Origin of the sequence: Pseudomonas sp. BIGb0558 (genome assembly GCF_024807515.1) — a bacterium.
Lineage (GTDB): Bacteria > Pseudomonadota > Gammaproteobacteria > Pseudomonadales > Pseudomonadaceae > Aquipseudomonas > Aquipseudomonas yamanorum_A.
On the sequence record NZ_JANUEW010000012.1, the window covers coordinates 1 to 16,662 of the forward strand.

A 16,662-nucleotide genomic window follows, 5' to 3' on the forward strand; every position below is an offset into this window, starting at 1 on the left:
TTTTGCGGACTATCGACGTGAATAAGCCAGATTACGGACCATAATGTGTCAACCATGTCCCCGCACATGTGTCCACCATGTGTCCGGTCCGTACACGCTTTTGCAAAGTGACTCGCTGTAAGAGCGAAACCATAAGCCGCCGTTACCTAACTAACGGATATGTACACAACCCTCACCCCCCAGAAATCACCAAAGGCACCCGATAACGCACCAACGGCAACGGCTCATCATGTTCCACCACAGTCTTTTCAGTATGCAGCTCAGCCACAAACCCAAGCGCCCGATAGAAACCCAGAGCACGCCGATTCCCCTGCACCACCCAAACGGTCGCACTGGTATACCCAGCCTCAACCAACTGATCCCGAACCCGCCCCCAAAGCCGCGTGCCAATCCCCTGCCCCCAAATCCCGGGCAACAGATTGAGCGCACGCAATTCTCCAGTGGCCGACGACGCATCCACATCCCGACTGCTGCCAAAGGACGCCCACGCCACCAACTCCCCATCCAGCTCCACCACCCACACCGACAATGTGCCGCCGGCTAGGGCCTGGGCCAGAAAAGCCGTGCGCTGGGACACGCCACCGTTCAGGTCAGCAAGAAAACGCTCGGACAGAATCTCCCGATACGCCGCCTGCCACGTCTGCAAATGAATGTGCGCCAACTGCGGCGCATCTTCCACCCGTGCCGGCCTGAAATACAGCTCGCCCTGAAGCACCCCGCTCACGACGAAAACCGCAACGGCAACGCCGCCTGAAGCAACGCCGCCGGATCCCGATAACGCGCGCCAAAATGATCATGCGGCAACCGCGCCCGCCCAGCCCCGAACAACCGCTCCCGCAGCGTCTCCCCCTCGTTGTACCGCTCACGAAACCGCCCCCGACGACGCAACTCCGGCACCACCAATTCGATAAAATCCCGCGCCGTCTCAAACGACAAATATTGCCGCAGATTAATCCCGTCGATCCCATCCTCATCCAGCCATTTCTCAATGGCGTCCGCCACCACCGTCGGCGTACCCGCCACAAAAAACCGCTCGCGATTAAAACCACCAAGCTGCGCCAATACCGCCCCAACGGTGGAGTCCGCTTTGTACCGACTCAAACTCTCCCACCCCTTGACCTGCAGACTCACCAGATCACTGATCAACGTATCGCGCGGATACGCCGTCAAATCGATCGCAGACTGCCCATGAGCCAGCGACGCCTCGACACTCACCAGCTTGCGATAACTGTCGAGCTTGGCACTGACCTCCTCATCGGTCCGCCCAACGATCACCCCAGCCATGACGATAAACTTCACCCCCGCCGGATCGCGATCATGCTCCACCGCCTTCTGCCGCATGGCCTGGATATTCGCACGCACCTCCGGCGCATCACTTCCACCGGTGAACACCACTTCAGCATGCCGCCCCGCAAACTCGATGCCGGCAGGCGACCCGGTGGCCTGGAACAGCACCGGCGTACGCTGCCGCGAAGGCTGGCACAGGTGCGGCCCGGCAACCTTGAAGTGCTCACCCACGTGGTTGATGTAGCGCACCTTGTCCGGATCGGTATAGATCCGCCGCTCGCGGTCGACAATCACCGCATCGTCGTCCCACGAGCCCTCCCAAAGTTTGTACAACACGTCGAGGTATTCGTCGGCGATCTCGTAGCGGTGATCGTGGACCACCTCGGTGTCGTGCCCAAAGTTGCGCGCCGCATTCGGCAGGTACGAGGTGACGATGTTCCACCCCACCCGGCCCTTGGTCAGGTGATCAAGGGTGCTCATGCGCCGCGCAAAGGCGAACGGCGGTTCGTACGTGGTGGAAAAGGTCGCACCAAAACCAAGGTTTTTGGTCACCCCGGCCATCGCCGGAATCACCAGCAACGGATCGTTGCTGGGGATCTGCATGCCTTCACGCAAGGACGTTTCGGGGCCGTCGCGAAAGCGGTCGTAAGTGCCGATCACGTCAGCCAGGAACACCCCGTCAAAGGTGCCGTATTCCAGCAATTGTGCAAGCTCGGTCCAGTAGTCCAGGTCGTTGAAACGGTGCCGGTTGTTGTCCGGGTGCACCCACAAACCATGGACGATGTGACTGACGCAGTTCATCTCAAACAAATTCACGTGCAGTTGCTTGGGCACCAGGAGCACTCCTTCGTAGATGCTTTTTCCAGGACGTCAGATCGCTACGTTCAGGTAGAACGGGACTGGCGTGTAGTCGGTTTCAAGGGTCGGAATCGCGTCGATCAGCGCGCGGGTATAGGCGTGGGCCGGGCGGTCGAACACGGCCCGTACCGAGCCGGACTCCACCACTTCGCCGGCCTTCATCACCAGCACGCGCTCGCTGACGTGGTTGATCACGCCAAGGTCATGGGAGATGAACAGGCAGGCCAGGCCGAGGCGGCGCTTGAGGTCGTCGAGCAGCTCCAGAATCTGTGCCTGTACCGACACGTCCAGCGCCGACACCGGCTCATCGCAGATCAGGATGTGTGGCTCGCAAGCCAGGGCCCGGGCAATCGCGATGCGTTGACGCTGGCCGCCGGAGAGTTCGATGGGCCGGCGCGACAAGGCGCTGGCATCGAGGCGCACCAGGTCCAGCAGTTCCAGGGCGCGGTCGCGCCGGGCATGCCGCGGTACACCGGCCACCACCAGCGCTTCGAATAGCACACGTTGCACGGTGTAGCGCGGGTCGAAGGAGCTGAGCGGGTCCTGGAACACCACTTGCACTGCACGCCGGGCTTCGCGTTTTTGCTTGGCGTCGAGGTCGGACCAGCGCTGGCCCTTGATCCACACCTCGCCAGCGTCGGCGGTTTCCAGGCCGAGTATCAGGCGGGTCAAGGTGGTCTTGCCGCAGCCCGATTCGCCCACCACCCCCAGCGTCTCCCCACGACGCAACTGCAACGACACCTGGTTCAGCACCGTGCGGGTTTTGCCGTCGGGGCCGACAAAGGTCTTGGACAGCTCGCGCGCTTCCAGCAGTACTTCGCCCTGGGGCGCAGGCTCGGGTTCAACCGCCGTGAGCAGTCGGCGGGTGGGCTGGAAGTGCACGGCCTTGGCGGCCCGCAGCAGCAGTTGCGTATACGGATGACGCGGGTCTTGCAGGACCTGTTCGGTGCTGCCCTCCTCCACGATCACCCCATGGCGCATCACGGCCACGCGGTCGGCCAGGCGCGAGACCACCGACAGGTCGTGGCTGACCATCAGCAGTGCGTTGTGTTCGCCGCGCAGGCTTTCCAGCAGCGCGATGACCTGAGCCTGCACCGTGGCGTCCAGTGCGGTGGTGGGTTCATCGGCAATGATCAGCCGCGGGTTGCAGGCAATGGCCGAGGCGATCAGTGCCCGCTGGCGCAAACCGCCGGAGAGCTGCCAGGGGTATTGGCTGGCGCGCAGTTCGGGTTCCGGCACGCCGACATCCCGCAACAGCTCCAGCACCCGCAGGCGGCGTGCTTCCAGGCCCAATGCGGTGTGCAGGTGCAACGGTTCCTCGATCTCGGCACCCACGCGGCGCAGCGGGTCCAGCGCGCCAAGGGCATCCTGCATCACAAAGCCGATGTTCGCGCCGCGCAGTTGTTGCCAGGCCCGCTCGTTGAGCTGGCGCAGGTCGATGCCCTGGAAAGCCAGCTTGGCGGCCTGCACGTGGGCGTCCTTGCCGGTGAGGCCGGCCAGGGTGCGGGCGGTGACGCTTTTGCCGGAGCCCGACTCCCCCACCAGCGCCAGGCATTCGCCGCGATGCAACTGCAGGCTGACACCGTGCAATACCGGTTCGGCCTGACCGAAACGTACGGTCAAGTCGCGGATGTCGACCAGTGGGCCGAGGGTATGGATATTCATCGTCATAGGGGCTTTCCTTCGCTGCGGCGCAACAGTTCGCGGCCGATGGCACTGATGGAAACAACGGTCAGCGTGATGATCAGGGCGGGCCAGGCCACCAGCCACGGCGCATTGGCCAGGAAGCTGCGCCCGATGGCCAGCATGCCGCCCCACTCAGGCGCGGGCGGCGGTGCGCCGAAGCCGAGGAAGCTCAAGGCGGCACCGGCGGTGATCGCACCGCCGATGCCGATGGTGGCGAGGATCAGCACCGGCTTGAACGCATTCGGCAGGATGTGCCGCAGCACCACCGCCAGGTGCGATTGGCCGAGGGTGACGGCGGACTCGACGTAGCCGGCGTTGCGTACGGTGAGGGTTTGCGCCCGCACCAGCCGCGCATACCGCGGCACGCCGGCGATGCCCACGGCAAGGATCAGGTTGGCGGTGCCCTGGCCGAAAAACGTGATGATCACCAGCGCCAACAACAGGTCGGGAAACGACAGCAGCACGTCAATCCCGCGCATCAAGGCGCCGTCCAGCCAGCGCGGGCCGAGGCCGGCGATCAGCCCGAGCAAGGTGCCCCAGGCCAGGCCCAGCGCAGTGGCGGCCAGGCCCATGAACAGCGACGAGCGCACGCCGTAAATCAAGCGGCTGAGCACGTCACGCCCATTCTCATCGGTGCCCAGCCAATGCACGTTGCTCGGTGCCTGGAACGCCAGGCGCGCCGAGGCATCCAGCGGGTCATACGGGGCCAGCCACTGTGGAAAAACAGCGGCCAGCAGCAACAGCCCGACAAATACCCCGGCGAGCAACAGCCCCGGTCGCAGCTGGGTAAAACCGGCAAGACGCAACGGACGATTGCCGATCAACGTTTCAATGCTTTGCGTCATGCCAGGCTCCTGGTACTAGGGCGCGGGGTTGGGAATGCGCTGGTGGATGGCCTGGATCTGCGCCTTGATCTCGTCGCTGAGGCTCACGTCCAGCGCGCCGAGGTTGTCGCGCAATTGCGCCAGGCTGGTTTGCCCGGTGAGCGCGCTGGTGACGAAGGGTTTGTCGATGATGAATGCGAGGGCCAACTGGGCCGGTGTCAGGCCGTTTTGCCGGGCAATTTCCACGTAGCCGGTGATGGCTTCCTGGGCCGAGGCGCTGTCATAACGGTTGAAGGTGCGGTACACCGCCGACAGCCGCGAACCCTCGGGGCGTGCGCCACCGAGGTACTTGCCGGTGAGCGCACCGAAGGCCAGCGGCGAGTACGCCAGCAGGCCGACGCCTTCGCGGTGGCTGAACTCCGAGAGCCCGCCTTCGTACAGGCGGTTAAGCAGGCTGTAGGGGTTTTGCACGCTGGCAATCCGCGGCAGGCCAAGGCGTTCGCTTTGCTTGAGAAACTCGGCGACGCCCCACGGGGTTTCGTTGGAGACGCCGATATGCCGCACCTTGCCGGCCTTGACCTGGTCGGCCAGCACCGCCAGGGTTTCCTCGATGGCAACGCTTTGGTTGTCTGCCTGATACGGGTATTCGCGCTGGCCGAAGATGTTGGTGGTGCGGTCGGGCCAGTGCAGTTGGTAGAGGTCGAGGTAGTCGGTGTTCAGGCGCTTGAGGCTGCCGTCCAGGGCTTCGACGATGTTGCGCCGGTCGTGGTGGCTGAGGCCGTCGCGGATGTGCTGCTGGCTGTTGGGGTCACGGGCCGGGCCGGCAATTTTGCTCGCCAGGATCACCTCGTCGCGTCGACCACTGGCCGCCAGCCAACTGCCGATATAGCGCTCGGTGGTGCGCCAGGTTTCGGCCTTGGTGGGCGTGGGGTACATCTCGGCGGTGTCGATGAAGTTGATGCCTTCGGCCAGCGCCAGATCAATCTGCTGATGGGCATCGGTTTCGGTGTTCTGGTGGCCCCAGGTCATGGTGCCCAGGCCCAGCACGCTGACTTGGAGATCGCTGTTGCCCAGTTGACGGTAACGCATGGGTGATCCTTTTTTATTCAAGGGTTGGAGGCTCATACCGCACTCGCTTCGTCGCGGGCGGCCTGCTGCTCGGCGTCGGCGGCTTGCAGGCTGCGCCACGCGGCGTTGGGAGTGACGTCGTTGAGGTAGTAATTGCCCAGGGCCCGTTCGCGAAAGATCGCCGGGTTGTGGGAGGCCAGGGTGCGGGCGTTGCGCCAGTGGCGGTCGAAGCGGCGCGACTCGCTGGTGGCAGAGGCGCCGCCGACTTCGAACAGCAGCGTGGTGGCTTCCAGCACTTGTTCCAGCACAATCTGCTGGGCTTGAAAGGCGCGGATCTCGGCCTCGGTGTAATGCTGTTCGCTGGCGTAGCCGCCCTGCTCCGCGTCGTGCACTTGCTGCAGCACCTCGGCAACGGCCAGCACCTGAGTGCGGGCCGCGTAAGCCAGGCTCGACAGGCGACCGATCACCCGCTGCACCAGCGGGTCATCCTTGGGACTCGATTGCCCCGGCACGCCAAACGCACGGGTGCGGCCTTTGACGAATTCGGTGGCGTCGCGCAGCACCGCGTTGGCGATGCCGGCCAGGGTCGCCAGGTGGAACAGTTGGTAGAACGCGCTCAGGTAGGACTCGGCACGCAGCTCGTCTTTCTTGAAGCGCCGCACGATGTGCTGCGCCGGTACGTCGACCGCCTTGAAGCGGGTGGTGCCGCTGCCGGTGAGGCGCTGGCCGAAGCCGTCCCAGTCGTCCTCGACAGTCACACCCGGCGCATCGGTACGCACCGCAAGGCTGACAAAGTCCTCGCCATCCAGGGCCACGGCGGCAATCCAGTTGGCGTACAGCGTGCCGGTGCAGTAGTACTTCTCACCGTCCAGCTGCCAGCCGGAGTCGACTGCGCTGAGGGTCACCGAGTTGCGGGTGGTGTCGGTGCGCTCGGCCATGGCGGCGCCCCACAGTTCGCCGTCGACGACTTTGGCGAACCAGTAATCCTGGGACTCGCTGTCGCGGCTGGACAGCCGGCCTTCAACGAAACCGAAATGCGCACGCACGATCTGCGGCAGGTTTGAATCGGCCTCCCCCAGTTCAATCAACAGGCGAAACAACTGCGGCAGGCTGGCACCCAGGCCGCCCTGGGCCTGCGGCACGCGCAGGGCACCAAAGCCGGCTTCCCGCAGCCATGCCACCGCATCGTGGGCCAGCTCGCGCTGCTGCTCGCGGGCGACGGCGGTGTCGGCTATCCGTGCAAATACGTCGGCGAAACGCTGGTGCAAGTCGGCATAACTCACTTCAGCGGGGATCGAAGCACTCATGGTTTTTCCTTCTTCAAAGGCACTCACGCTTGATTGGCCCGGGGGTCGATCCAGCGGTTGATCAAATCGACAGCCAGGTTCACCAGCACGTACACCGTGGCGGCGAGCAAGGTCACGCCCAACACCATCGGCACGTCTTTGTTGCTGGTGGCGTCGAGCATCAAGCGCCCGATGCCCTGGCGTGCAAACAGCAATTCCACCACCACCGCGCCGCCCAGCAGGCTGGCGAACACGAACCCGGCCAGCGTTACCAATGGCACCAGCGCGTGGCGCAAGGCGTGACGCAGGCGCACGGCGGTTTCGGACAGGCCGCGTGCACGGGCCATGGCGATAAAGGGTTGTTCGAGGGTGTCTTCCAGGGACTGGCGCAGCAGTTGGGTCAGCACCGCCGCCACCGGCAAGGCCAGCGCACCGGAGGGCAGGATCAACGAGCGCCAGCCCACCGAACCGGACGGCGGCAACCAGTGCCAATGAAACGAAAACACCAGCAACAGCAGCATGCCGATCACGAACGAAGGCGCCGACGACAGCACCAGCTCGCTGCCTGAAGCAACCGAGCGAACCCAGCGCGAACGGTTGGCAGTGAGGATCGCGCACACCAGCGCCAACACCACCGCCAGCAGCGCGGCGCTAAGGGACAATTGAATGGTTGCGCCGATCTGCTCGGCAATCGCCTGCTGCACCGGGATGCGCAGGCGGTAGGACTCGCCCAGGTCGCCGTGAGCCAGACGCAGCAGATAATTGCCGTATTGCACGATCAGCGGTTGGTCCAGGCCGTACTCGGCCCGCACCCGCGCCAACAGCTCCGGGGTGGGCATCGCATCCGGGCCACCGAGGATCGCCAGCGCGGTGTCACCGCCGCTGAAGTTGACGGCCAGAAAGGTCAGCGTCGCCGCGCCCCACAGCACGCCGATGCCCGCCAGCAGGCGCCAGGCGATGGATTTGAACAGGCTCATGGTTGCCCCCGGTCCAGCCAGATGCTGGTGAAGAACGGTACGTTGTGGGAGGTGTCGAAAATCACGCCCTGGACTTGTCGGCCATAGGCAGTGAGTACCTGAGCTTCCACCGAAGGCACCGACGGCACGGTTTCAGTCAGGCGCTTTTGTGCTTCGCCGTAGAGCGCCTGCAACTCAACCGGATCGCGGGATTGGCGAGCGGCGCTGAGCACTCGATCCAACTGCGCATCACGGAAGCGCCCAACGTTCTGGCCAATCCTTTTATCGGTGCTGATGGACTCGCTGTGATAAAGCACGAACATGCCGTCGGGTGTGTTGGTGTGCCAGTAACCGTCCGCCATCGCCTGGAACTTCCCGGCATAGCGCCGCTCGATCACCCGGGTCAGCGGCAGCATCTCGACGGTCATCTCAAAGCCGACTTTTTTCAGGTCGGCCTGGATGGCCACCGAAACGCTGCCGGGAAAGGCCGGGCTGCTGTAGGCCAACAAGGTCGCCTTCAGGCGCTGCCCGGCCTTGGTCCGATAGCCCTGGGCGTCGCGCCCTGTCCAGCCGGCGTCGTCGAGCAAGGTATTGGCCGCCTTGACGTCGTAGGCCAGGGCCTCTTTGTTGGGTTGATAAAACCGGGTATTCGCCGCCAGGAAATCGGCTTTGGCGATGTATTCGCCGAAGCCGGAAATCCACGCCAGACCTTCGCGGTCGACGGCTTTGGCCACGGCGCGACGTACTCGCACGTCGTCGAAGGGTGCCTGCTCAACGTTGAACACGATGCCGCGGCTGGGGTTGCCCTTGCGAATCCGACTGCGCATCACCAGGTTGGGGTTGGCGCGGATGGCGGCGGCGTTCTGGGCTGGGGCGTCGAGGGCGAAATCCGACTGGCCGGACTCAAGTGCAGTGAAACGAATCATGGCTTCGGGGACGTAGCTCAATTCGATACGGTCCAGGTATGCCTCACCCTTGTGACGGGTCACCGGCGGCGCCCAGTTGTAGCCGGGGCGCTTGATGAACACTGCGCCCTGGTCACGGGTGTAGCTCTGCAACAGAAACGGGCCGCTGCCAATGGGATGTTCGGCGATGGTCTTCGGCGCCTCGCGGATCTGCCTGGGGGAGATCATGCTCAGCCAGGACTGCGCCAGCACATCCAGGAAGGGCGTGTAGGGTTCGCGCAAATGGGCTTCGAAGGTGTAGTCGTCGATGACCTTGCCATCCAGATACGGCGCGATATAGGCCGCTGCCAACGGGGACTTGGTTGCCGGATCGCGCATGTGCTCCAGGTTGGTTTGCAGCGCCTGGGCGTTGAATTTCTCGCCGTCGCTGAAGGTCACGTCATCGCGCAGGTGAAAGGTGTAGGTCTTGCCGTCGTCGGAGATGTCCCAGGAGCGGGCCAGCCAGGGGCTGATATTGCCCTGCTCGTCCTGATACACCAGGCAATCGAAGAGAATCCGACCCATCCACTGGATGTTGCCGTTAGACAGTGCATGAACATCGAAACTGCCGGCGTCGGAGGCGGCTGAGACTCGCAAAGTTCCTCCGCTACGCCCCGGTGACGACTCATGAAAGTCCGTCGCCGAATAAGTCACTACACCGTTGGTGACCGTGCCATCAGCCGCAGACGTTTCATGTTTCGGTGCCGCAGCCGGCGAACAGGCATTGATCGCCAGGGACAGTGAAATAACCGCGGAAAGTTTCAGGATGGTTGTCAATGACGCTTCCTTTGAGGAACTCTGAAAGTTTGCAACTACACGGTGTAATGCAGTGAGCATGCCAGTCTTCAAGAAATGCCTTTTTGACCAACAGACAAGCGCACAACCCTTACAAACAGGGCTTTTCGCTACCAAATACTTATATGGTTATACCCGCAATATCACACTGGGTTGTTGGTAGCCTTACACACTGCTTATCAACTGTTGCGTTCGCGACAGTTACAGTAAACCGGTTAAAAAAGTTGACTGTTGAGAATTAAACATCGATTCAAAACAAAGTGTCCGGTAGAACACTTCACCCCCACTAAACCACCGTATTCCTTGATAAATAGCGTTGGCACAGAAACTGCTCAGAGCGAAACAGGCATGACTATTCGAATAGAAAGCTGGGGCTCATTTATCTATTCACAAGGAACACGCTTAATGGATCCAATCTTTCGGGGAGAGTTGCAAAAGTTGACACTTGCCGTGCGGCAGGCAACTTGGCTGGCCATGTTGGGACTGGGCTCGGCCCTGGCATTTTCCGCCAGCGTACAAGCCGATGACGAAGTCACGCCCGCCACCGGGACGCGGCTGAAAACGGTGACGGTAGAAGCACGAAAAATCACGCCCGTTGAGGCGGCAAAAAGTCAGTTGTCCGAAGTGCCAGGCGGTACCAGCGTGGTCGACAGCGAACAAGTGGCCAAGGGACGGACCGCCACTTTGCAGGACACCCTCGCCTATCAGCCGGGCGTGTTCGTGCAGTCCACCGGCGGCAACGACGCCGCCAAGATCTCCATCCGCGGATCGGGCGCCAACACCTCGCCGGGGTACTTCCGTGAGGGCATCAAGTTCCTGTTCGACGGCCTGCCGATCACCGGGCCGGGCGGTACACCCTACGAATTCCTCAACGGCTCGGGGGTGAACTACACCGAGATCCTGCGCGGTGCCAACGCCTTCCAGTACGGCGCGCTGAGCCTTGGCGGCGCCATCAACTTCGTCAACCAGACCGGCTACACCGCGCCCGGCCTGCGAGTGCGGGCGGAAACCGGAAGCTACGGCTACAACAAACAAAGCCTGAGCGTCGGCGGCGTAGAAGGTGCGTTCGATTACTATCTGAATGCCGACAACTACCGCAGCGACGGTTACCGCGACTACAGCCTGTCGAAAAGCCAGGGCGTGGTGGCCAACTTTGGCTACCGCTTCAGCCCGCAACTCGAAACCCGAGTGATGCTGCGCTACCGCGACGAGTTCCACAACGACCCGAGCGCCACCACCCTGGATGCGGTCAAACACCGCTCCGACCGCGCCAGTGACACCGCCGAAAGCAGCGGCGCCGGCAGCCGTCGCCCCGGTAGCGTATGGGCCGGCAGCAAGACCACCTACACCTTCGACGACGACGCCACCCTGTCGGTGGGTTTCGTCTACTACCAGTACGCCCACAACAACAGCCCGAACAGCCCGAGCAACCCCAGCTACTGGGACTGGCATGACCTGAGCGCGGTGATCAACTACGACCGCCGCGACACCCTGTTCGGCCACGAAAGCCGCTCCAGCCTGGCCTTCACCTCCACCGAACACCTCAAGGGCCAGGTCGACTCCACCTTCGCCAACAAACAGACGCGCAAGTTCGTCGACTACAGCTCCTCGTTCGATCACGTGTTCTCCGTGGGCAACGACCTGGAACTGGTGGACGGCCTGTGGCTGACCAGCGGCGTGTCAGCGATCAACGTACGCCGCCATGCCGACGTCAAGGAAGCGCTGGTGGCCAACACCACCACTTACCCGAGCGACGTGACCTACGACAACTGGAGCCTGGCACCGCGACTGGGCGTGCGTTATGAGTTCACCCCGCAACTGCAAGTGTTTGCCAACGTCAGCCGCTCGGTCGATCCACCGGCGTCGTGGGAATACTCCGGCTCCGGGCCGACCACGCCGTACGTACGGCCGCTGGTGGAGCAAAAAGCCAACACCGTGGAAATCGGCATCAAGGGTTCGTCGGGCATCTTCGACGGCAGCCTGGCGCTCTACCGTTCGTGGGTGAAAGATGAATTGCTCAACGTGCAGATCATCCCGGCCACCTCCACTGCCGCGGCGATCACCGGTGCCTTCAACGCCACACCGACGATCCACCAAGGCATCGAGGCCGGCTTGAATACGCGCCTGTGGGAGAACACCTCGGGTGAAAAGGTCACCCTGCGCCAGGTGTACACCTACAACGACTTCTACTACCGGCACGACCCGACCTTCGGCGACAACCAGTTGCCGGGGATTCCGAAGCATATCTACCAGGGCGAGCTGCAGTATCAGCACCCGGCGGGCTTCTATACCGGGGTGAATGTGCAATCGGCGTCGCGTACGGCGGTGGATTATGCGAACAGTTTCTATGCGCCCTCCTACACCATCTTCGGGGCGAACGTGGGGTATGAGACGCCGAGCAAGGACTGGAAGGTGTCGCTGGATTTGAAGAACCTGACCAACCAGAAGTACGTGACGGCAGTGCAGCCGCTGTATGACGCGAAGGGGCAGGATACGGCGTCGTTGTATCCGGGGGATGGGATTGGGGCTTATGTGGCGGTGGAAATGAGGTACTAGGTCGGAAATGATCAAGCATCGGCGGCTGGGGTTAGTCGTAGCCCCAGCCGCCGAGCCCATCACCGAAAAGGACTCAGCCGATATCGACATTCATGGCGATGTCCCAGGTGCCGGCGCCGTTTTTGGCCAGGCCGATCATCATCAGGCCGAGCCACTCGAGCGACTGGGCCATCTGCAGGCCGCCGACATCCAACGGACGCAGCCCGAGACTCTCGAGGAAGGTCGAGAAGCGCGCCTTGGTGTCCGCATCGTCCGCCGCGATGAACGCATCGAGGCGTTCACCCTTGGCAAGTACGTGGCCGAAGAGCGTATTGAACGCCTTGACGACATGCGCGGTGGCCGGGGCGACCTTGGCGATCTCCTGCGCGCCGGAGCTGCCCTGGGAAGTAACGAGACCCGAGAGATCGGGAGCGACCGGGTTGGTGATGTCGATGATCACCTTACCGTCGAGCGCTTTCCCGAAGTCGGCCAGTACCGCGAGCGCATGGGTGTACGGTACGGCGAGAATGACGATGTCGCCCGCCGGAGTGGCGCCGTAAGTCCCGGTGATCGCTCCGGATGCGAGCTTGTCGGCAAGCGCCTGGGCCTTGGCGGGATCGCGGCTGACCACCTCGACGGTGTATCCGGCCTTGGCGATGCGGCCGCCGACCGCTGTGGCCATGCCTCCCGAACCGATGATGCTGATAGTGCTCATGTGCAGTCTCCGTTTGAAATCGGGTAGTTTTCCAGCATGTGCCCTCATCCCATCAGCCGGCCGGGAAGTAATGACCGTTATCCAGGTCGGCGAAGAGTCCGGGCTGGGTCGGTTCCCAGCCAAGCAGCCGGCGCGTGATGGCATTCGATGTCGGGGTGTCCAGCGTGACCAGATTCGCAAGGAACCCGAAGTATCCGGGCAGCATCAGCACGTCCGCGGGGATTGGCACGGCCGGCAGATTCAAGCGGCTGGCAATGGCTTCGGCGATCTGACGGTATGGGATAGCGACCTCGGCGATTGCATGCCAGTTTCTGCCCGCTGCGCCTTTTTCCAGCGCCAGGCGAAATACGGTGGCGAGGTCGCGGACATGCACGGCACCCCAACGGTTGGCACCGTCTCCGGGATAGCCGACGACGCCCTTTTCCTTGGCCAGCCCGATCAACAACGCAAGGAAGCCGGCGTTATCGGTGGAGCTGTGCATGATCTCCGGGATCCGCACGATAGAAGACCGTATGCCCTTTTCGGCGAGACCGATCACCGTGGTTTCCACGATGTTGCGAACCCGCAGGGTGTTCTTGTACGGATCGCCGCCAGGAAGGGGCGGATCCTCCTCGGTGGCCGGCCGGCCCAGGCCCTCCCACCCGGGCGAGCCGACGCTACCAGACACGACCAACGGCTTTGCGCTCCCGGCCAATGCCTCGCCATAGGCGAGCATGATCTCAAGCTCGGCGGCTGCAACGGCGTTGATCCCGCCGGTTGGAATCAGATCCTGCCGATGCGCGAGGTGAATGACGCCGTCCGAGGCTGCGGCCGCTTCCTTCAGCCCGTCGAGATCCTCGAGATTGCCGCGACGCACCTTGGCGCCGAGCGCAGCAGCCTGCGCCGCGGCCGTGTCGGACCGAGCGAGGGCCGTGACCTCATGGCCGGCAGCGATAAGATCGGAGATGACGTATGGACCGGAATGGCCGGTGCCGCCGGTAACAAAAACATGCATGTGCGTGTTCCTCGTGAGTGATGGGGTGCGCGAAAGGTGTTGGGGACTCAACGTAGGAACCATGCTGGTCGCATCACTTGTAAAAAGCAAGTGATCTGGCGAATCTTACTTGCGCCACGCAAGTGATGCTAAGATGCGGCCATGAAAAAAACTCTCAAAGAAGACTTTCGGTCCCATTGCGCGGTGAACTACGGCGTGGAGATTTTTGGCGACCGGTGGTCGCTCTTGATCATTCGCGACATCGTTTTTGTGGGAAAGAAAACGTATGGCGATTTCCTGAAATCGGAAGAGGGAATCGCGACCAATGTGCTGGCTTCCCGATTGGCCTTTCTGGAGGAGCAAGGGGTTCTCTCCAAGGCCCCCAGCCCCGACGACAGGCGCAAGGACTTTTACACGTTGACCGAGAAGGGCCTGGACCTCATTCCCATTGTGATCAACATCGTGCTCTGGAGCGCGAAGCATGATTCGAAGTCGTACGTGCGGCGCAGCGAGGAGTTTTTTGCTCGATTAAGTCAAGACCCGATGCAGGTGAGCGAGGAAGTGAAGGCGCTGGTCCGCAATGGCGGGTGCATCTTTCCTGAGAGCGGAGGATGAACAAGGCGGCTGATGCCGCCCTGTCTATCGGCGAGGACCTGAGGTCATCTCGCATCAAAATGTGCGATCACTGATCCCTCAATCGAACTTGACCAAGTCCTTGAAGATCAGCTGACCCCAGCTGTTTCCGCGCGCCTGCACAAGCAGCCCGCCTTCCGAAAGCCCGCCAAGTTTGATCGGCGAAAAACCGAGATTTTCCGCGAGCACACCAATCTCCGCTGCGGCGCCGTCATCGTCGCTCGCCAGGAACACGACTCTCCTGCCACCCTGTACGGCCGGGTCCTGGTCTAGAACGGCAGCGGCCAAATGGTTGAACCCCTTGACCAGTCTCGCACCCGTGAAGGCCTGCGCGACGACCCTGGAGGAAGGCTGACCTCCCAGTTCCTCAGGCGGCACACCGTAGGCATTGGTCACATCGATGACGGTCTTGCCCTTCCAGGTCGGCAGTGTCTTTGCGACATCCGGGTGAGACTCAAAACGAACGGCCAAAAAGACGGTATCCGCCTCGAGGGCTTGCGCCAGTGTGTTTGGAATAACCCCGGGGCCGATCGCGGCCGCTTCGGCTGCAAAACTTTTCGGATCGCGCGTGGTTGCAACGGATACTTCGATGCCTTTGCGGGCAAATGCCTTGGCAAGCGCCTGGCCGAGTTTGCCGAAGCCGATAATGGCGTAACTCATAAAAATCTCCTTTGGTCAGATTTGCGCCAGGCCGCCGTCGACGGCGAGCTCACTGGCAGTCATGAAGCTGCTGTCCCGGGACGCAAGAAACGCGGCTGCCGCTCCGATTTCCGCCGGATCGGCCATGCGCTGGAGCGGATTCATCGAGGCGAAGACCTTCATGCCTTCTTCGCCCAGCGCTGCCTTCGCGAGTTCGGTCGCAGTCGGCCCGGGCGACAACACATTGACCCGGATACCCGTGCCCTTCAGATCTTCCGCCCACGTGCGCGCGAGGTTGCGCACGGCCGCCTTGCTTGCGCTGTAGACGCTGAATGCCGGGGCGCCCGTGGTGCCGGCGCTGGATCCGGTCAGGATGATCGAACCGCCCTGCCCCATCAGCGGCAGCGCCTTCTGGACCGTGAAGATCAGGCCCTTCACGTTGGTCTCGAAGGTTTCGTCAATGTGCTCGGCGGTGAGCTTGCCGAGCGCAAGCGGGCTACCCGCCCCGGCATTGGCGAAGACGATGTCGAGGGTTCCGCGCTCGGCCTTCACTGCCGCGTAGAGTCGGTCGAGGTCGGCCTGATCGGAGACCGAGCCCTTCACCGCGCGGGCATTGGGCCCGAGCTCGGCCACGGCGGCATCGAGCGCTTCCTGGCGGCGGCCGAAGATGAAGACAAAGGCACCCTCTTCGATGAAGCGTTTTGCTGCGGCGAGGCCGATGCCCGTAGCGCCGCCGGTGATCACGGCGGTCTTTCCATTCAGTCTGGTCATGACGTGCATCCTTCGTTGGCGTTGTACCCAAGCAGGAAATTGCTTGCTTGAGACGAGGATGCAGCGCTGCTAACCTAAGGACAAGTATGCACCTTTTGGTAAGTATCAAAAATGACGACAACATCTGAAATCTGCGACACCGGCTGCGGGCTCAACGCCACGCTGCGCATCATCTCGGGCAAGTGGAAACCGCTGGTCCTGTTTTTCCTGCGCGGAGGCCCGAAACGCTATGGCGAGCTCAAGCGCTTGATCCCTGGCGTCAGCGACAAGGTACTGATCCAGCAGTTGAAGGACCTGGAAGCCGATCAGGTGCTTGCACGGACCGACTACAAGGAAGTGCCCCCGCGCGTGGACTACACGCTGACCCCGCTTGGCCTTAGCCTGGCGGATGCGATCATCCCGCTGTGCACATGGGGAACCGAGAACGCGGCGCAAATGGCAGACATCTTTGCCAGGCGCGACGCGTTGGCCTAGGGAAGAGCCGGCTGTTCTGTGAAGGGTAAAATGCAGGCAAATAAAAAGGCCGCGAGATAAATCTCGCGGCCTTTTCAAATTATATGGTCGGGACGGAGTGATTCGAACACTCGACCCCTAGCACCCCATGCTAGTGCGCTACCGGACTGCGCTACGCCCCGACTAGGCGTGTTACTGGGTTTGCTTCGCGACGAAGCGATCAGGAATATACCGCAAGC

15 protein-coding genes and 1 tRNA gene are annotated in these 16,662 nt (G+C 62.4%); 3 read left to right on the plus strand and 13 right to left on the minus strand.

Features of this window, described 5'->3' with window-relative positions:
• Window positions 1–172 precede the first annotated feature (172 nt).
• From M2400_RS16080 to M2400_RS16115, 8 genes are read right to left on the minus strand one after another with little or no spacing between them, the layout of a single operon-like run.
• A complete protein-coding gene (locus M2400_RS16080) occupies window positions 173–724 on the minus strand; it encodes a GNAT family N-acetyltransferase (protein WP_259197342.1) in 552 nt (183 codons plus the stop codon).
• Window positions 721–2,121, minus strand: a complete 1,401-nt coding sequence (locus M2400_RS16085) for an LLM class flavin-dependent oxidoreductase (protein WP_177043891.1) — start codon at window positions 2,119–2,121, stop codon at window positions 721–723. Before M2400_RS16085 ends, M2400_RS16080 begins: the two co-directional genes overlap by 4 nt.
• A gap of 36 nt (window positions 2,122–2,157) precedes the next feature.
• A complete protein-coding gene (locus M2400_RS16090; RefSeq protein WP_259197341.1) occupies window positions 2,158–3,816 on the minus strand; it encodes an ABC transporter ATP-binding protein in 1,659 nt (552 codons plus the stop codon).
• On the minus strand, window positions 3,813–4,676 hold the full coding sequence (locus tag M2400_RS16095) for an ABC transporter permease (RefSeq protein ID WP_177078958.1): 864 nt from the start codon (window positions 4,674–4,676) through the stop codon (window positions 3,813–3,815). Before M2400_RS16095 ends, M2400_RS16090 begins: the two co-directional genes overlap by 4 nt.
• A 15-nt stretch (window positions 4,677–4,691) precedes the next feature.
• Complete coding sequence (locus M2400_RS16100; RefSeq protein WP_259197340.1) at window positions 4,692–5,744, minus strand: NADP(H)-dependent aldo-keto reductase; 1,053 nt, start codon at window positions 5,742–5,744, stop codon at window positions 4,692–4,694.
• 32 nt (window positions 5,745–5,776) lie between these two features.
• A complete protein-coding gene (locus M2400_RS16105; protein ID WP_177043895.1) occupies window positions 5,777–7,030 on the minus strand; it encodes an acyl-CoA dehydrogenase family protein in 1,254 nt (417 codons plus the stop codon).
• Between the two features lie 23 nt (window positions 7,031–7,053).
• A complete protein-coding gene (locus tag M2400_RS16110) occupies window positions 7,054–7,986 on the minus strand; it encodes an ABC transporter permease (protein WP_259197339.1) in 933 nt (310 codons plus the stop codon).
• On the minus strand, window positions 7,983–9,686 hold the full coding sequence (locus tag M2400_RS16115) for an ABC transporter substrate-binding protein (protein WP_259197338.1): 1,704 nt from the start codon (window positions 9,684–9,686) through the stop codon (window positions 7,983–7,985). The genes M2400_RS16110 and M2400_RS16115 overlap by 4 nt, the downstream gene beginning before the upstream one ends.
• A 423-nt stretch (window positions 9,687–10,109) precedes the next feature.
• On the opposite strand from M2400_RS16115, the gene M2400_RS16120 reads away from it, so the two are divergent.
• Window positions 10,110–12,260: a TonB-dependent receptor gene (locus tag M2400_RS16120; protein ID WP_177115334.1), complete on the plus strand. Its 2,151-nt coding sequence runs from the start codon at window positions 10,110–10,112 to the stop codon at window positions 12,258–12,260.
• A 73-nt stretch (window positions 12,261–12,333) separates the two neighbouring features.
• Here M2400_RS16120 and M2400_RS16125 read toward each other — a convergent pair whose 3' ends face one another.
• A complete protein-coding gene (locus M2400_RS16125; RefSeq protein ID WP_259197337.1) occupies window positions 12,334–12,954 on the minus strand; it encodes an NADPH-dependent F420 reductase in 621 nt (206 codons plus the stop codon).
• A gap of 52 nt (window positions 12,955–13,006) precedes the next feature.
• Window positions 13,007–13,948: an SDR family oxidoreductase gene (locus tag M2400_RS16130; RefSeq protein ID WP_259197336.1), complete on the minus strand. Its 942-nt coding sequence runs from the start codon at window positions 13,946–13,948 to the stop codon at window positions 13,007–13,009.
• Between the two features lie 141 nt (window positions 13,949–14,089).
• Here M2400_RS16130 and M2400_RS16135 point away from each other — a divergent pair, with 141 nt between their 5' ends.
• Complete coding sequence (locus tag M2400_RS16135; RefSeq protein ID WP_177043901.1) at window positions 14,090–14,542, plus strand: helix-turn-helix domain-containing protein; 453 nt, start codon at window positions 14,090–14,092, stop codon at window positions 14,540–14,542.
• 78 nt (window positions 14,543–14,620) lie between these two features.
• Here M2400_RS16135 and M2400_RS16140 read toward each other — a convergent pair whose 3' ends face one another.
• Window positions 14,621–15,220 carry an NADPH-dependent F420 reductase gene (locus M2400_RS16140; RefSeq protein WP_177121299.1) on the minus strand — a complete coding sequence of 200 codons (600 nt, stop codon included), beginning with the start codon at window positions 15,218–15,220 and terminating at the stop codon, window positions 14,621–14,623.
• 15 nt (window positions 15,221–15,235) lie between these two features.
• The gene (locus M2400_RS16145; RefSeq protein ID WP_177078967.1) at window positions 15,236–15,970 is read right to left on the minus strand and encodes an SDR family NAD(P)-dependent oxidoreductase; all 735 of its coding nucleotides are present in this window, start codon (window positions 15,968–15,970) and stop codon (window positions 15,236–15,238) included.
• 111 nt (window positions 15,971–16,081) lie between these two features.
• Between M2400_RS16145 and M2400_RS16150 the strand changes: the two genes are divergently transcribed.
• On the plus strand, window positions 16,082–16,444 hold the full coding sequence (locus M2400_RS16150; protein WP_177043904.1) for a helix-turn-helix domain-containing protein: 363 nt from the start codon (window positions 16,082–16,084) through the stop codon (window positions 16,442–16,444).
• Between the two features lie 84 nt (window positions 16,445–16,528).
• Here M2400_RS16150 and M2400_RS16155 read toward each other — a convergent pair.
• Window positions 16,529–16,605 (minus strand) — tRNA-Pro (locus tag M2400_RS16155).
• Window positions 16,606–16,662: the final 57 nt, after the last annotated feature.

What these genes read in the sequence shown, in the direction of transcription:
- M2400_RS16090 (WP_259197341.1), bottom strand. Translation starts at nt 3,816, where the DNA reads ATGACGATGAATATCCATACCCTCGGCCCACTGGTCGACATCCGCGAC.
- M2400_RS16095 (WP_177078958.1), bottom strand. Translation starts at nt 4,676, where the DNA reads ATGACGCAAAGCATTGAAACGTTGATCGGCAATCGTCCGTTGCGTCTT.
- M2400_RS16100 (WP_259197340.1), bottom strand. Translation starts at nt 5,744, where the DNA reads ATGCGTTACCGTCAACTGGGCAACAGCGATCTCCAAGTCAGCGTGCTG.
- M2400_RS16105 (WP_177043895.1), bottom strand. Translation starts at nt 7,030, where the DNA reads ATGAGTGCTTCGATCCCCGCTGAAGTGAGTTATGCCGACTTGCACCAG.
- M2400_RS16110 (WP_259197339.1), bottom strand. Translation starts at nt 7,986, where the DNA reads ATGAGCCTGTTCAAATCCATCGCCTGGCGCCTGCTGGCGGGCATCGGC.
- M2400_RS16120 (WP_177115334.1), top strand. Translation starts at nt 10,110, where the DNA reads ATGGATCCAATCTTTCGGGGAGAGTTGCAAAAGTTGACACTTGCCGTG.
- M2400_RS16125 (WP_259197337.1), bottom strand. Translation starts at nt 12,954, where the DNA reads ATGAGCACTATCAGCATCATCGGTTCGGGAGGCATGGCCACAGCGGTC.
- M2400_RS16130 (WP_259197336.1), bottom strand. Translation starts at nt 13,948, where the DNA reads ATGCATGTTTTTGTTACCGGCGGCACCGGCCATTCCGGTCCATACGTC.
- M2400_RS16135 (WP_177043901.1), top strand. Translation starts at nt 14,090, where the DNA reads ATGAAAAAAACTCTCAAAGAAGACTTTCGGTCCCATTGCGCGGTGAAC.
- M2400_RS16140 (WP_177121299.1), bottom strand. Translation starts at nt 15,220, where the DNA reads ATGAGTTACGCCATTATCGGCTTCGGCAAACTCGGCCAGGCGCTTGCC.
- M2400_RS16145 (WP_177078967.1), bottom strand. Translation starts at nt 15,970, where the DNA reads ATGACCAGACTGAATGGAAAGACCGCCGTGATCACCGGCGGCGCTACG.
- M2400_RS16150 (WP_177043904.1), top strand. Translation starts at nt 16,082, where the DNA reads ATGACGACAACATCTGAAATCTGCGACACCGGCTGCGGGCTCAACGCC.